The organism is Glutamicibacter sp. TV12E, assembly GCF_052441935.1.
Classification (GTDB): Bacteria; Actinomycetota; Actinomycetes; order Actinomycetales; family Micrococcaceae; genus Glutamicibacter.
Genome location: NZ_JBQVVF010000001.1, coordinates 423,650 through 438,417, shown reverse-complemented (window position 1 = coordinate 438,417; position 14,768 = coordinate 423,650). Strand labels below are relative to the sequence as shown.

The following is a 14,768-nucleotide window of genomic DNA, read 5'->3' as shown; positions in this document are numbered from 1 at the left end:
TGTTGTGCCCGCCAACCGCGAAGCGATGCGGTCATAGCCGGTATTCACACCCGAAAACCGGCCGGTTAGCTCCACGTGACACATCTGACGTAAATAGTTAGTGAATGTTTTCACTAACTCGGAAAATCCGCGTAGAATCAAGAGTATGTCGATCATTGAATCCTCTCAGAAGCGTCCGCGCATTCTTATCGTTGGCGGTGGCTATGTTGGCCTGTACGTCGCGATGAAGTTGCAGAAGAAGGTCAAGGCACACGGCGGCATCGTCACCGTTGTCGACCCGAACCCATACATGACTTACCAGCCATTCCTGCCAGAAGTTGCAGGTGGCCAGATTGAACCACGCCACGTAGTGGTTTCCCACCGCCAGCACCTGAAGCACTCCGAACTGGTTAACGGCCGCGTGCTGAGCATCGACCACGCCAACAAGAAGGCTGTCGTCGCTCCAGAGAACGGCGAGCAGTTCGAGCTGGAATACACCGACATTGTTATGTCGGCTGGTGCGATCACCCGTACCTTCCCAATCACCGGCCTGGCTGAAACCGGCATTGGCCTGAAGACCATCGAAGAGGCTGTCGCCCTGCGCAACAAGGTTGCCGAGCGCATCGAGTCCGCTTCGAATATGACCGACCCAGTAGCTCGCAAGCGCGCACTGACCTTCGTGGTTGTCGGTGGCGGCTTCGCCGGTATCGAAACCATTGCCGAGCTTGAAGACATGGCTCGCCACCTGATCAAGCTCAACGACCGCATCGATGAGAAGGAAGCTCGCTTCGTTCTTGTTGAAGCTATGGGCCGCATCATGCCAGAAGTTACCGAGCAGCAGGCCGAGTGGGTCGTTGAGCACCTGCGCAGCCGCGGCGTAGAGGTTCTGCTGAACACCTCGCTCAATAGCGCAGTGGATGGCAACCTCGAGCTGATCAACATGGCTGACAAGTCCTCAGCGGGCGAATTCGGCGCAGACACCCTGATCTGGTGTGCAGGCGTTATGGCCAACCCAATGGTTCGCTCCACCGACTTCCCAATCGAGCAGCGCGGCCGTATTGAGACCCGCACCGACCTGCGCATCAAGGACGCCAACGGCGAACCACTGGAAGGCGCTTGGGCTGCCGGCGATATCTCGGCCGTCAAGGACGTTACCGGTGGCTTGCCAGATGGTACATGCGTTCCAAACGCCCAGCACGCTGTGCGCCAGGCAAAGCTGTTGGCAAAGAACCTTTACGCTGCCCGCTACGGTGTTGGCACGATCAAGGAATACAAGCATGCAAACCTCGGCGCAGTTGCCGGCTTCGGCCGCAACAAGGGTGTAGCCAAGGTTGTTGGCATCAAGCTCAAGGGCTGGCCAGCATGGATGGCACACCGCGGCTACCACGGTATGGCCATGCCAACCTTCGAGCGCAAGTTCCGCGTTGTCGGCGACTGGCTGGTTGCGCTGTTCTTCAAGCGCGATGCACTGCAGCTGAACAACCTCGAAGCACCACGCACTGCTTTCGAAGAGTCGGCAAAGCCAAAGAAGTAGGCGCAAGGCTTAGGTGATCGACTAAGTGGCGAGGGGCTGAGCTAATCAGCCCCTCGCACACTTGCGTAGAGCGGATTTTTTATTTGCTTTCACGATCACGTAAGATTTGAGAGTCTTGCCCCCATGGTGGAATTGGCATACACGGCTGACTTAAAATCAGCTGCCGCAAGGCTTGTGGGTTCGAGTCCCACTGGGGGTACCACTATTCAGGCTCCTGCTGTCCCGATTGTCGGGGAGCAGGGGCATAATTTTTGCTGGCGTCGCCGCGTCGTAGGACCCAAGACAGCCGTGGCGACCCCATGCTTGGTAAAACTTTCAAGAATATCGCTCAGAGAGTAGTTTTTCCCCGGAAAATAGGCCAATATCATCCTTCCGACTGAGTGAATTCACAGCGATGCTCAATAGGATTGACAGCAACGAACTCTCGCGAGCCGCGAGCTGCACAATCGCTACCTATGGGGGAATGACGTTGAGCAACCCGATTTTTGGTTCCAACAGCCAATCAGAGGCTTGGGGGACCAAGCCCGGAAGTCCTGTCGGATTCCGTGACAATGCCAATATGAGCGCCGACCAGTTGCAGCACATGTACCAGCAGCCTGCTGCTACCGGTACCGACATGGGCCGCATGACCATCGGCGACACGATCAACAAGACCGTGTTCTGCCTCGCCCTCGTTGTGATTGGTGCAGCTGCCGGTTGGATCATGCCCGCACTGATGCTCCCAGGGGCACTGGTCGGTTTTGTCCTTGGCTTGGTCAACGTCTTCAAGAAGCGCCCATCGCCAGCCCTGATTTTGCTGTACTCCGCAGCGCAGGGCCTCTTCCTCGGAGGGCTGTCCGGTTTCCTGGAATCGCGCCCAGGAATGCAGGGCATCGCTATCCAGGCCGTACTGGCAACCTTCTGCGTTGCCGGTGTAACCCTGGCGCTGTACCGCTCAGGCAAGTATCGGATGACTCCGAAGCTGAACAAGATCTTCATGGTCGGCATGATCGGCCTGGTCGTCTTCTCGCTTCTGAACATGGTCCTGATGATGACCGGCGTCATCGACGGAATGTTCGGCATGCGCGGCGGCGTACTCGGCCTGGTTATCGGTGTTGTGGCGGTCTTGCTGGCCACCTACGCATTGGTCTCCGACTTCACCATGATCGAGGAACTCTCCAACCAGGGTGCTCCAGCCATCATGGCGTGGCGCGGTGCCTTCGGCCTGACCATGACCCTGATCTGGCTGTACACCGAGATCCTGCGCATTCTGGCCATCCTGCGTGGCGACGACTAAACATATTGAACTAGAAATCAAGGAGCAGTGCCCAAATCGGGCACTGCTCCTTGTTTTTTGTCACATTTCCGACATGGATCAAGTAGCAAGGAATCAAACGCGGTAGCGTAGTTGCATGAAGAGTAGCCGGTTGGAACGTTTGCGACGTATTCGCGTCTCCCTTCCGGGCAAGTCCGCAGAAAAATCCGCAGCGCCCCGCGCCGAAGTTGTCGACTTCAAAAGCGCCGAGGATATGCCCTATGCAGTGCGCCTCGCGGCCAGCTGGGCCTGGCGATTCCTGATCATCGTAGCCGCGCTGGGCGTGCTGGTCTGGGCACTGTCCAAGATATCCCTCTTGGTGATTCCGGTACTTGTTGCAGCGCTGCTGTCCGGACTTCTTTCTCCCGTGGTCAATGCCCTGAATCGCAAGCTGGCGGTACCCCGCGGCCTCGCAGTGGGCATTACGCTCATCGGCTTTCTGGTGTTGGTCATTGCCGGACTGTCGCTGGCTGGGCAACGCTTGTCAGCTGGGTTTACCGCTTTGTGGAGCCAAGCCCTCTTTGGCATCGAGCAGGTCCAGGACTGGCTGTTCAACGGCCCGCTGAAGCTCACCAACGATGACCTGCAGGGCGTTTTGGATGATGCTCTGGCCCAGCTGCGCGGCAACGCCACCAATATCCTGAGCGAAGCCATTAGCTGGACCTCGTTCATTGGCCAGTTCCTCACCGGAACATTGCTGGCCCTCTTCGTCTTGATCTTCCTGCTGCTTGACGGGCGGAAAATCGGGCTGTTCCTGGTGAACCTCCTGCCGCGCCGTGCCCGTCCCGCCATGGACGGGGCACTCACTCGTGGATGGGCATCCTTGCTCAGCTACGTGCGAGTGCAGATGCTTGTCGCCTTCATCGATGCCATTGGCATTGGATTTGGCGCCTTCTTCCTCGGTGTCCCGCTGGCCATGCCGTTGGGCGTTTTGGTATTCATCGGCTCATTCATCCCTGTGGTGGGTGCATTGCTTACCGGAGCCCTGGCCGTCCTGCTCGCCTTGGTCGCCAACGGCTGGGTCAATGCGTTGATCATGCTGGCCGTTGTACTCCTCGTCCAGCAGGCGGAATCCAATATTCTCCAGCCGCTGATCATGGGCAAGGCCGTCAGCCTGCACCCGCTGGCCGTCGTGCTGGCCGTCGCGGGCGGAACCATGCTCGCCGGAATCCCCGGTGCGCTATTTGCAGTGCCACTGCTGGCGGTGCTCAACGCGGTGGTTAAATACCTCTCCGGCAGGGCCTGGGAGAGCGACGAATTCGTGCTCAAGCAATATGGCATCCAGCTGGCCTCGGAACAACCAGCAAAAACCGTGGCGGCGCAAACGCCGGCCAGCCCGGGCGCCCCTGAAACCCACACCTCGCCAGAGAACCGGCAACCTGAGACAACAGCAGATGAGGAATAACCCATGACCACAGAAACTACGTTGCCGGTAACCCTGGCAGATATCGAGTCAGCTGCACAGGTCTTGAAACCCGTTATTGCGTTGACTCCTGTGGAGCACTCGCGAGTGCTCTCCCAGCACATTGGTGCCGAGGTCTTCCTGAAGTGCGAAAACATGCAGCGTGCCGGTTCCTTCAAAGTCCGCGGAGCCTATGTGCGCATGTCCAAGCTCAGCGCTGAAGAGAAGGCACGCGGCGTGGTCGCGGCCTCGGCGGGCAACCACGCCCAGGGCGTCGCACAAGCTTCCAGCCAGCTGGGGATCAAGGCGCGCATCTACATGCCGCGTGGCGTCGCACTTCCCAAGCTCACCGCGACCCGCGACCACGGTGCGGAAGTTGTGCTCTTTGGCGATACCGTTGACGAGGCCTTGGCCGAAGCCCAGCGCTACGCCGACGAAACCGGTGCCGTCTTTGTGCACCCCTTTGACCACCCGGACATCATTGCCGGTCAGGGCACCATCGGACTGGAACTCCTGGAGCAGCTTCCAGAAGTTGAAACGGTTCTGATGGGCGTGGGCGGTGGCGGACTGCTTGCAGGCGTTGCTATAGCACTGAAAGAAAAGGCCCGCGAGCTGGGCCGCGAAATCAAGGTCATTGGCGTCCAGGCTGAAAACGCGGCAGCCTATCCGCCATCCCTAGCCGCCGATGCCTTGGTGCCACTGGATACTGTGCACACCATCGCCGACGGTATCGCTGTCGGCAAGCCAGGTCAGCTGCCCTTCGCCATCATCAAGGAACTTGTAGATGACGTGGTGACCGTTTCCGAAGATGCTCTGGCGCGCGCACTGGTGGTGCTTTTGGAGCGCAACAAGCTGGTAGTCGAGCCAGCCGGTGCAGTGGGTGTCGCCGCTCTGCTGGAAAACCGGCTGGAAGAGCATGGCATCAACCCGGCGACCACCGCGGTGATCCTTTCGGGCGGAAACATCGACCCGCTGCTGATGCTCAAGGTGATCCAGCGTGGCCTGTCAGCTGCCGGACGATTCCTGACCGTCCGCATGATGCTGCCAGACCGCCCCGGCGCCCTGGCCCAGATCTCCCGCATCATCGCCGAATCAGATGCGAATGTCACCCGCCTGGACCACACACGCATCGGTGGTTCGCTGTCGATGGGCGACGTCGCGATCACCATCGATTTGGAAACGAAGGGTCATGAGCATTCCAAGTTGGTGCTTAACAATCTGCGGGCTGAGGGCTTCGACCCGCAGATCACCAATAACGCTGGCGGCTCTGTCGCCTAAAAAATAATAAAAAAGTCCTCGCCGGCTGCTAGCTCAATGAGCTGGCAGCCGGCGAGGACTTTAAGCCGCAAGGCCGTATTGCTACGCCTGGTATGGCTTGGCAGAAATGATTTCAACCTTGATGTCGCGGCCGTTGGGAGCGACGTAGGAAAGCTTGTCGCCAACCTTGGCGCCGTGCACGGCAACGCCGATCGGCGACTGCTCGGAGTAAACTTCCAAATCGGTATCGCCAGCGACTTCGCGGGAGCCAAACAGGAAGGTGGTCTCATCGCCAGCGATGCTCGCGACAACCATCATGCCCGGTTCGACAATTCCGTCATCTGCAGGCGCTTCGCCAACGTTGGCTCGGCGCAGCAGGTCCTTCAAGTACAGGATGCGGGCTTCTGCTTTGCCCTGCTCTTCACGGGCAGCGTGGTAGCCACCGTTCTCCTTCAGGTCACCTTCGGAACGGGCCTGCTCGATACGGGCAACGATCTCGGCGCGTCCCGGGCCTGAGAGGAAAGTCAGTTCGTTCTGGAGCCGGTCGAAGGCTTCCTGAGTCAGCCAAACGACAGGTTCGTTGCTGTTGGTGCTCACGTTGTACTTCCTTTGGTCAGTTAGGACTTCGCTGTGGCCTGATTGGCTGCAAAGAGCCCCTCAAAGCCGAACGCCACCTGAACGGTGGCGTCGACGAAGTCGGATTCGGTACGGATCTGCGGGCTTACGTTGTTCTATTGATGCAAGCAAAGACCCCGCCAGCTTCATGATCTGGTTTAAACCTGGACCAATCGCGGATGCGGGGCGAAACGTATCTTTTCAACGATAGTAGTCGCCAAAACGCTTTAAGCCCAATAGATTCAGCTATTAGGGAATGAACGGGCCGAAATATTAACCCTTGTAGTCCTGGGGAACCACGTAGCAAGTCTCGACGCCAGAGGTCACCGCGAGGTTATCTGTGTGCAGATCGACATCGATCTGCTGATTGATCAAGCCGGTAGCCTCTCCCGGATCAAGCAGGATCGTCTTGTAGCCAACGACAGCCTTGGACTCGTTCATCGCGCGGATATCGCATTGGACACGATCCTTGGCGTTGTATTCCACGGCGATGGTCGTCTTGGTCAAGGTCGGCGAAACTACCTCGTAATGGATGTCCTGGGCGGTAATGGCGCTGTAGTTGTTGAACCCGACGTACGCGGCGCCGGCCACGCCAAGGGCGATGGCCGAAGTGATCAGCCAATTGCGCGAGGATTTACTCAGGCTGCGTTTCTTGGGGTTGTTGTAGCGAGCCGTTAAGCTTGGATCAGACATTACTTGTCTTGCACCACTCTCTGTGCCTGGGCGGCATTTGAACTGGGAATGCCGTAAGTTGGTTCCTTCAACAAGTTTACCGCCTGAGCCGAATTGGGAATAACCGGCAGTCGAGTATCAGTTGATATCAATGGTGAACAGTATTCTCAAAAATCCGCTGTTCAGCATCGTGGCGAAGGAAAGTAGATCAGTGGAGATTCACGACGTGAAGAAAATTGGCCCATCGCAGGGGCTCCGGCTCATGGCTATTCACGCGCACCCCGATGATGAATCTTCGAAGGGCGCTGCCACCATGGCTGCCTATGTCGACGCAGGCGCAGAAGTGATGGTGGTTTCCTGCACCGGCGGCGAACGTGGAGACATTCTCAACGCGGCGGCCGGAGAACTGGCGCACGCGCACCGCGATCTGCCCGGCGTGCGCCGCACCGAGATGGCCGAGGCGGCCGCGGTGCTCGGCATTAAGCACCGCTGGCTAGGCTATGTGGACTCCGGATTGCCCGAAGGCGACCCGCTGCCCGACCTGCCTTTTGGCGCTTTTGCCCTGCAGCCGGTCGAGGTTGCCGCTGCCGGCATCATCAAGCTGATCCGCGAATTCCGTCCGCATGTCATCACGACGTACGACGAGAATGGCGGCTATCCGCACCCGGACCACATCCACAGCCACAAGGTGGCGACCTTCGCCTTCGAGCATGCCGCGAACCCTGAGATGTACCCGGAGCTGGGCGAGCCATGGTCGGTCAGCAAGCTGTACTACGACCGCGCCTTCGCGCCGGACCGCTTCCGCGCCCTGCACTACGCGATGATCGAAGCCGGCTACGATTCGCCGTATGCGGAACGTGTCGCGCAATGGGAAGCGGACGAAGACAACCAGATGTTCAAGTGGGTTTCGCCACATACCACGACCACCCAGATTCACTGCGCAGACTTTTTCTCGCAGCGTGATCAGGCGCTGCTGGCCCACCGAACCCAAATTGACCCGGAAGGTTTCTTCTTCGCGGTGCCGGAGCACGTCTACGCTGAGCACTGGCCATGGGAGGACTACACCTTGATCTCATCCAAGGTATCCACCGATTTGCCCGAGTCCGACCTCTTCGCCGGACTAAGATAGCAATAAGCACTTCCTCGTTCCAGAAAAGAGTTGTCTGTACATCGTGAGTACGATCTTCGCGTCCTTGGCCGTAGCTTCTCAGACCACCAAGTTGGGCACGGAGACCAGCAGCGACTACGGTCCCGGATTCCTCGGCTTCATTTTCACCGCGGTCATGGTCATCGCCGTGATCTTCCTGATCCGCGACATGGTCCGTCGTGTGCGCCGCGTGCGCTACACCTCGGAAGCGGAATCCAAGCAGCAGGATATGGTGGCCAAGGGCGAGCAGCGCAACTTGCAAGAACCCGAGGGCCCGGTCGACCCGAAGACTGACGAAGCCCGGTAGCTGAGGTGTGAGCCACGCGATAGCATGAAAGCGTGGCTCAACGACTCGCTGGCGCTGCCAGCCAATATCTCAGACAGCATGCGCACCAACTAGTCGACTGGTTTCCCTATGGGGATGAAGCCTTCGAACAGGCCCGCCTGCGAGATGTGCCGGTGATGCTGTCCATCGGCTACGCCGCCTGCCACTGGTGCCATGTCATGAGCCACGAGTCATTCGACGATCCGCAGATCGCCCAGCTGCTCAACGAGAATTTTGTGGCCATCAAGGTCGACCGCGAAGAACACCCGCTGGTTGACGATACATACATGATGGCCACCCAGGCGCTCACCGGTGCCGGCGGCTGGCCCATGACCATCTTTGCCCTGCCCGATGGACGCACCGTGCACGCGGGAACCTATTACCCCAAAGAACCCCGCGGACGCACCCCGGGGTTCAGCCAAGTGCTCCAGGCCGTGCATGAAGCCTGGGAGACCAAGCGCGAAGGGCTTGAAGAGCAGGCCTCAATGCTCGCCGATCACCTGGCAGAACTCGGCAGCAGGCAGAGCGCGCTGCTGGCCCTGGACTCCCGGGAACCGGCCCAGTCGGCTCTGGCCACGGCCACCGAACGCTGGATCCTCACGACCAGGGCCGAGGGCGGCTTCACCCCGGCCCCCAAATTCCCTCCCACTTGGGCGCTGAAGACGCTGTGGCATTCGATCATCACCCGCCCGGACAGCGCCCGGGAAGCCTTCAATGCCGCCGCAACCAGCCTGGAAGCGATGTTCCTGGGAGGGTTGCAGGACCATGTCGACGGTGGATTCGCGCGGTACTGCGTGGATGAAAACTGGTCGGTGCCGCATTTTGAAAAGATGCTCTATGACAATGCCGGGCTGCTTTCGCTGGCTGCGCGCAGCGCGGTGCTGGCATCCGAAGTTGCCGCAAGCACCAGCGGCGAGGCTGCAGCACGGGCGCAGAACTTGGCGCAGCTGGCCAGAAGCAGCGCCTTGGGCATCATTGACTTCCTCCATGAAGAACTGCTGATCGAATCCGGGGCCCACCCGGCCTTTGCCGCATCCCTCGACGCGGATTCAGCACGCGATGGTGCACAGATCGAAGGCGCCTATTACAGCTACAACCGCGAGCAGATTACCCAGGCGACCGAACAACTGCGTTCCCGCTTGGCACAGGGGCTGATCCGCTTCGCGCCCATTGCCGAGGATCCGCAGTACTTTTGCTTCTCGCTCGCCCGGATGCCTGAGCCCGCGGAACAAGACGCGATCGATGATCTGATCAGCGCTTTGCGCCAGTTGCGCAGCTCGCGCATCCGGCCGGTGCGTGATGAAAAGGTGGTTGCGGGTTGGAATGCCCTGGCTGTCGAAGCGCTCTGCGATGCCTTCATGCTGCTTGAGGAGCCCAGGGCGCTGGAGCTCGCCGAGCGTGTTGCGGCCTCGCTGTGGGCCACGCACTGGGATGAAGAGACACGTCGCTTGGCCAGGGTGAGCTTTGCCGGTCGTCCTGCGGCGAATAATGAAGGAACCTTGCAGGACTATGCCGCGTTGGCCCTGGCCTTCCTGGCCTTGAAGCAGGCTACCGGTGAGGCGAAGTGGGGCCACCGCGCCAGCCAGCTGCTGCTCAGGGCCGAGGGCTTTGTCGATCCGGATACCGGGGTGCCCCGCGATGCTATTCAGGTCGATGCACGTATTGCCGCGCAGCGCAGCGACGTCGCTGCGGTCAGCGTGCTTGATGATGCCCTTCCGGCTGCCGGCGCGCTCTATGCAAAGGCCCTGGCACTGCGCGCACTGCAGGGCATGGCCGAAGGAAACTATTCCGATTCCCTTGCGGCGAGCCTCGAAAGTGCACGGGCGCTTTCGGCCCATGCGGTGGCGCTGGCATCCGAAGCCGCTACCCAAGTGGCTACCGCCCTGGAAGTGCAGAGCATCATTTTTGCTCCCGTGCATTATCTGGCATTGGGCTCCTGGGACTCTGCCGAAGCCCAGCGGGTTCGCAAGCTTGCCTGGGCGCTGGGATTGAATGTTCATTACTCGCCCGAATTAGCTGGTGAAGCAGCGGGGCTCAAAATCCAGCCGTGCCGCGAGGAACTATGCCAGATGCCGGTTGAGGGCTTCGATAAATTAATGGATTTCCTGCAGATCAATGACCAGGCAGGGGGATCGGGAAACTGAGAATAGCCCGGCATTTTTGCCGCTGCGGCTGGCAGATCAGCAAAGGGCCGGGGGAATCGCGGTAGATTTAGAACCTAGACTTTTTGGATTCGATTGAAAGGCAGTGCCACGGTGCAGCTTCCCAACCTTGCGTACCGTTACTACGAACGGCGCTTGGCGAAGTCACTGCCAGCCGACAGGCTTCCGCACCACATCGGAGTCATGGTTGACGGCAACCGCCGTTGGGCCAAGCTCGCAGGTTCGCCAACCATGGCCGGCCATCAGGCTGGGGCGGACAAGATCCTTGAATTCCTGGACTGGTGCGAAGACCTGAACATCAAGATGGTCACGCTCTACATGCTCTCCACGGACAACTTGAATCGCGAGGCGAGCGAACTGCGCGACCTCTTGGAGGTCATCGGCGGAACCCTGGACCGCTTGGGCGAAACCAATCGGGTCAAGGTCCAGCAGGTCGGTGCCAAGGATTTGCTTCCAGAGGATTTGGCGCAGAAATTGGCGGCTTTGGAGACCGCTACCGAAAACCGCGCCGGGGTCCACGTGAATGTGGCAATCGGCTATGGGGGCCGCCGGGAAATCCTGGATGCCTTCAAGGCGCTTTTGGGGCAGGCCGCACACGACGGACGCACGCTCGAAGAGCTGGCTGAAAACCTCTCCACGGATGACATCGAATCGGCCTTGTACACCAAGGGCCAGCCGGACCCCGACCTGGTCATCCGCACCAGTGGCGAACAGCGCCTGAGTGGATTCTTGACCTGGCAGAGCGCCTATTCAGAGTTCTACTTCTGCGAAGCGCTGTGGCCTGACTTCCGGCGTGTTGATTTCTTGCGAGCCCTGCGCGACTTTGCCGATCGCCAACGCAGGTTCGGCGCCTAGCGCCCGATTGGGCGAACAGAGTTTAAAAAATCGTTACCCAGAAGTTGCTTACCCGTGGCCGTGCAAGGACTATGGTGATCATAAGGCAGGGGCATCAAGCTCCAGCTGATCGAAGGGTTCCGCACTAGATGACCAAAAGCAGCGCCAGCCGGTACAGCTACCGGACACGCCTTGGACATCCGGTGTTGGGCTTCCCCACTAACGCGTGGGGAGAGTCCCCACGCCGGATTCGAGAATGGGTGCGCTGCCATGAGCCGAACTGCCGAACAGGACGTACGAACCTACGTCATTGATACCTCGGTATTGCTTTCCGATCCGAAAGCGATGTTCCACTTTGAAGAGCATCATGTGGTGATTCCATTGACAGTGGTCACCGAGCTGGAACACAAGCGCAAGGATCCCGACCTCGGATACTTTGCACGCCAGGCCCTGCGCCTGCTCGATGACCTGATCGCCAGCCACGGGGGACTTGCCCAGGCGGTTCCCGTGTCATCGGCCGGCGGCACATTGCGCATAGAACTCAACCACATAGCTCCTGATGTTCTTCCTGTGGGCATGCGCTCGGGCGACAACGACGCGCGCATCCTCGCCGTCGCCAAGCATCTGCTGGATTCAGGACTCGATGTTGCCCTGGTGACCAAGGACCTGCCGATGCGCATTAAGGCGTCAGCGATGGGGATCCACGCCGAGGTGTACCGCAACGAGCTGATCACCTCCACCGGCTGGACCGGAATACAGCAACTGGACCTGGACGAGGAATCGATGGCCGCGCTGTATGAGCGCGAGCAGCTCTTGAATTTGCCAGCGGCGGCCGAAGCGCCTGTCAATACCGGCTTTGTCATCACCTCGCCCCGCGGCAGCGCGCTGGCCCGAAAAACCGATGACACTACCCTCAAGCTGGTGCGTGGAGATCAGCAGGCTTTTGGCTTGCACGGCCGCAGCGCCGAGCAGCGAATCGCCTTGGACTTGCTGATGGATCCTTCGGTGGGCATCGTTTCGCTTGGCGGCAACGCCGGTACCGGCAAGTCGGCTCTGGCGCTGTGCGCCGGGATGGAAGCGGTGCTGGAGCGCCGTGAGCACCGCAAGATCACCGTGTTTCGACCGTTGTATGCCGTGGGTGGCCAAGAGCTGGGCTACCTGCCGGGCTCGGAAGGCGAAAAGATGGGCCCGTGGGCCCAGGCCGTGTTCGACACCCTGGGATCCATCGTGTCGAAGAACGCCATCGACGAAGTGCTGGAGCGCGGGATGCTCGAGGTCTTGCCGCTGACCCACATCCGCGGACGTTCCCTGCATGACTCATTTGTCATTGTTGATGAAGCGCAGTCCTTGGAACGCAACGTGCTGCTCACGGTGCTCTCGCGCATCGGCCAGAACTCCAAGGTGGTGCTCACCCACGACGTGGCCCAGCGGGATAACCTGCACGTTGGACGCCATGATGGCATTGCAGCAGTGGTGGAACAGCTCAAGGGGCATTCGCTGTTTGGCCATGTGACGCTGACTCGTTCCGAGCGTTCAGCGATTGCCGCTTTGGTGACCGAGATGCTCGATGCGCCGATGCTGCGCTAGCTTCCGGCACATGCGCCGGCTCTCGTGGCGCGGGTGATCAACCACCAGCGACACGGGAGCCGGAACTGCGTGCGGAACCAATGGAAAGAGGGCTACGAGCGCACTATCGGCTGATCAAGCCAATGAACCTTCTGGAAGTGCGAATTGATGTAATACTCATCCTGGGCCAGAATCCGAAGTCGCAGATCAGGTGCGGCTGGAGCAGGGCCTGAAAGTCTCTGGCGCAGAAGGCAAACGCCGGTGCCCAGATCCAAAACCAGCAGCGTGCGCGTGCCAGCGGGAACCAACGCGAAATCGGCAAGGGCGGCTTGATACGTGTGCCCGGAACTGAGCACCGCTGCTAAGGCTGGACGTCCCTCATGCATGATCTCGCTGAGTTCATGGATATAGGTGGGATGGTCAAAGGCCAAGTCCTGCGCTGCGGGCTCAGTACCTGCAATTTCCACCGGATCCAAAACCGCCACCCAGTATTCCAGCGGCAGCAACCCATCAAATCCTGCGATTTCCGGGCGGCGGAGCACTAGATGATCCGACGTATAAACCGGTGTGATCAGCGCTGATGGCAACTTCCATGACGCATTGGTGGCGGCGACATAGCCACGACTGCGCTGGGCGGTGAAAGTCTCTTTCTGGAAGACCAGCCCGCCCGCGGCATTATGCACGGCGATTCCTTCGCGCTGTCGAATTTTGGCAGTCACTGTACCGGTCAGGCCACGCCCGGGATCGCCCAGCTCATCGGGAATGTCGATTTCAACTTTGAGCGACGTGCTCAGCCAAGGCGCGGACCGAGCCAAGGCGCGAAATCTTCGCCGCGCGGTGGAATCCGGCTCAGGGGAGCCGGGGAAGTACAACGGAGCTGAGGGCACGTCCATAATCTAATTGTATAAGTGCCTGAATTATTCACAAGGGCGAGCTGTCCATCCCATGGCAATGGGAAGATGCCTATGCTCTATACATGTCGCAGATATGGAGCGTTGCCCAAGAAGGGCCGGTCGAGGGTGCCCTGGTGGCGCTCCAATTGCTGTGCTTTGGTGTTTTCGGTGTTCTGCTGTCCAAGGCCGACATCGCCAACCATCGACTGCCGAATCGGCTTGTGGGCTCGTGGCTCCTGGCCAGCCTGGCCCTGGTGATTTGCTTGGGCACCAGCAGTGGTGGCCTGCCGGGAATCCTGCAAGGGTCCCTGGGGATGCTGCTCCTCGGTGGCGGATATTTGCTGATCAGCCTGATTTCGGCTGGGGCCATGGGAATGGGCGATGTAAAGCTGGCCGGTGTCCTTGGCCTAAATCTTGGTTACTATTCTCTGCCTGCGCTGTTTCTTGCCTCGTTATTGACTTTTGTCTTGGCCACATTCTGGGTGATCGGGGGAGTGATCGTGCGCAAGCTGACTTTGAAGTCGGCTGTGCCTTTTGGGCCATTCATGGTCATTGGGGCATTTGCGGTGCTGCTTGTGGCACGATGAATTTATGGCAACTCCGGAATTCATAACCAAGCTGCGAACACATATAGGGCATGAGATGCTGTGGCTCTCCGGGGTAAAAGTTGTTGTATTCCACGGTGATCGAGTGCTACTGGTGCGCCGTGCCGATAACGGACTGTGGACTTTGCCTGCCGGCATCATCGATCCGGGAGAAGAGCCATCGCATACTGCCCAGCGCGAGGTCCAGGAAGAGACCGGGGTGTCCTGCGAAGTCACCGATTTGGTGGGGGTGGGAGTGACCGCGCCAACCGTTTATCCCAATGGGGACCATGCCCAATATCTCGACATCGTCTTCAAGGCCCGGCACCTTTCCGGGCAGGCGAGGATTAACGATGACGAAAATCTCGAAGTCGGCTACTTTGATCTGCAGGACCGTCCGAAGCTGCCGCCCTTGCATGAACGAGCTTTGTCATGGGCGCTGGAACCCCGTCCAGGTGGCTACTTCGCCTAATTGAAAATGGAAAGAGCATCGGGGTGCGGACC

General features: G+C 59.4%; 14 protein-coding genes and 1 tRNA gene. 12 read left to right on the top strand and 3 right to left on the bottom strand.

Translation table 11 applies throughout. The features are described from left to right. Positions 1 to 145: 145 nt before the first annotated feature. The 5 genes from ACT7DV_RS02030 (at position 146) to ilvA (ending at position 5,487) form a co-directional block, all read left to right on the top strand. A complete protein-coding gene (locus ACT7DV_RS02030; RefSeq protein WP_444660676.1) occupies positions 146 to 1,513 on the top strand; it encodes an NAD(P)/FAD-dependent oxidoreductase in 1,368 nt (455 codons plus the stop codon). Between the two features lie 117 nt (positions 1,514 to 1,630). After that, positions 1,631 to 1,715 (top strand) — tRNA-Leu (locus tag ACT7DV_RS02025). A 267-nt stretch (positions 1,716 to 1,982) separates the two neighbouring features. Then, positions 1,983 to 2,789: a Bax inhibitor-1/YccA family protein gene (locus ACT7DV_RS02020; RefSeq protein WP_444660675.1), complete on the top strand. Its 807-nt coding sequence runs from the start codon at positions 1,983 to 1,985 to the stop codon at positions 2,787 to 2,789. Positions 2,790 to 2,904: 115 nt separating this feature from the next. Then, positions 2,905 to 4,212, top strand: a complete 1,308-nt coding sequence (locus ACT7DV_RS02015; protein ID WP_444660674.1) for an AI-2E family transporter — start codon at positions 2,905 to 2,907, stop codon at positions 4,210 to 4,212. A gap of 3 nt (positions 4,213 to 4,215) precedes the next feature. Continuing rightward, a complete protein-coding gene (ilvA, locus tag ACT7DV_RS02010; RefSeq protein ID WP_444660673.1) occupies positions 4,216 to 5,487 on the top strand; it encodes a threonine ammonia-lyase in 1,272 nt (423 codons plus the stop codon). An 81-nt stretch (positions 5,488 to 5,568) separates the two neighbouring features. On the opposite strand, the gene greA is transcribed toward ilvA, so the two are convergent. Both greA and ACT7DV_RS02000 read right to left on the bottom strand, forming a co-directional pair. Further along, positions 5,569 to 6,063, bottom strand: coding sequence for a transcription elongation factor GreA (gene greA, locus ACT7DV_RS02005; RefSeq protein WP_444660672.1), 495 nt, complete (start codon positions 6,061 to 6,063; stop codon positions 5,569 to 5,571). A gap of 291 nt (positions 6,064 to 6,354) precedes the next feature. Further along, positions 6,355 to 6,774, bottom strand: a complete 420-nt coding sequence (locus ACT7DV_RS02000; RefSeq protein WP_444660671.1) for a DUF4307 domain-containing protein — start codon at positions 6,772 to 6,774, stop codon at positions 6,355 to 6,357. A 241-nt stretch (positions 6,775 to 7,015) separates the two neighbouring features. Between ACT7DV_RS02000 and mca the strand changes: the two genes are divergently transcribed. From mca to ACT7DV_RS01975, 5 genes are all read left to right on the top strand, one after another. Then, the gene (gene mca / locus ACT7DV_RS01995) at positions 7,016 to 7,882 is read left to right on the top strand and encodes a mycothiol conjugate amidase Mca (protein WP_195181314.1); all 867 of its coding nucleotides are present in this window, start codon (positions 7,016 to 7,018) and stop codon (positions 7,880 to 7,882) included. Between the two features lie 43 nt (positions 7,883 to 7,925). Continuing rightward, a complete protein-coding gene (locus ACT7DV_RS01990; RefSeq protein ID WP_444660670.1) occupies positions 7,926 to 8,207 on the top strand; it encodes a hypothetical protein in 282 nt (93 codons plus the stop codon). A gap of 32 nt (positions 8,208 to 8,239) precedes the next feature. After that, positions 8,240 to 10,369, top strand: coding sequence for a thioredoxin domain-containing protein (locus ACT7DV_RS01985; protein ID WP_444660669.1), 2,130 nt, complete (start codon positions 8,240 to 8,242; stop codon positions 10,367 to 10,369). A gap of 111 nt (positions 10,370 to 10,480) precedes the next feature. Beyond that, positions 10,481 to 11,242 carry an isoprenyl transferase gene (locus ACT7DV_RS01980; protein ID WP_444660668.1) on the top strand — a complete coding sequence of 254 codons (762 nt, stop codon included), beginning with the start codon at positions 10,481 to 10,483 and terminating at the stop codon, positions 11,240 to 11,242. Between the two features lie 249 nt (positions 11,243 to 11,491). Continuing rightward, on the top strand, positions 11,492 to 12,808 hold the full coding sequence (locus tag ACT7DV_RS01975; protein WP_444660667.1) for a PhoH family protein: 1,317 nt from the start codon (positions 11,492 to 11,494) through the stop codon (positions 12,806 to 12,808). A 92-nt stretch (positions 12,809 to 12,900) separates the two neighbouring features. On the opposite strand, the gene ACT7DV_RS01970 is transcribed toward ACT7DV_RS01975, so the two are convergent. Beyond that, positions 12,901 to 13,680: a hypothetical protein gene (locus ACT7DV_RS01970; RefSeq protein ID WP_444660666.1), complete on the bottom strand. Its 780-nt coding sequence runs from the start codon at positions 13,678 to 13,680 to the stop codon at positions 12,901 to 12,903. Between the two features lie 83 nt (positions 13,681 to 13,763). Here ACT7DV_RS01970 and ACT7DV_RS01965 point away from each other — a divergent pair, with 83 nt between their 5' ends. Continuing rightward, complete coding sequence (locus ACT7DV_RS01965; protein ID WP_444660665.1) at positions 13,764 to 14,267, top strand: prepilin peptidase; 504 nt, start codon at positions 13,764 to 13,766, stop codon at positions 14,265 to 14,267. A gap of 4 nt (positions 14,268 to 14,271) precedes the next feature. Further along, positions 14,272 to 14,736, top strand: a complete 465-nt coding sequence (locus ACT7DV_RS01960) for an NUDIX hydrolase (protein ID WP_060700854.1) — start codon at positions 14,272 to 14,274, stop codon at positions 14,734 to 14,736. The last annotated feature ends 32 nt before the right edge of the window (positions 14,737 to 14,768 follow it).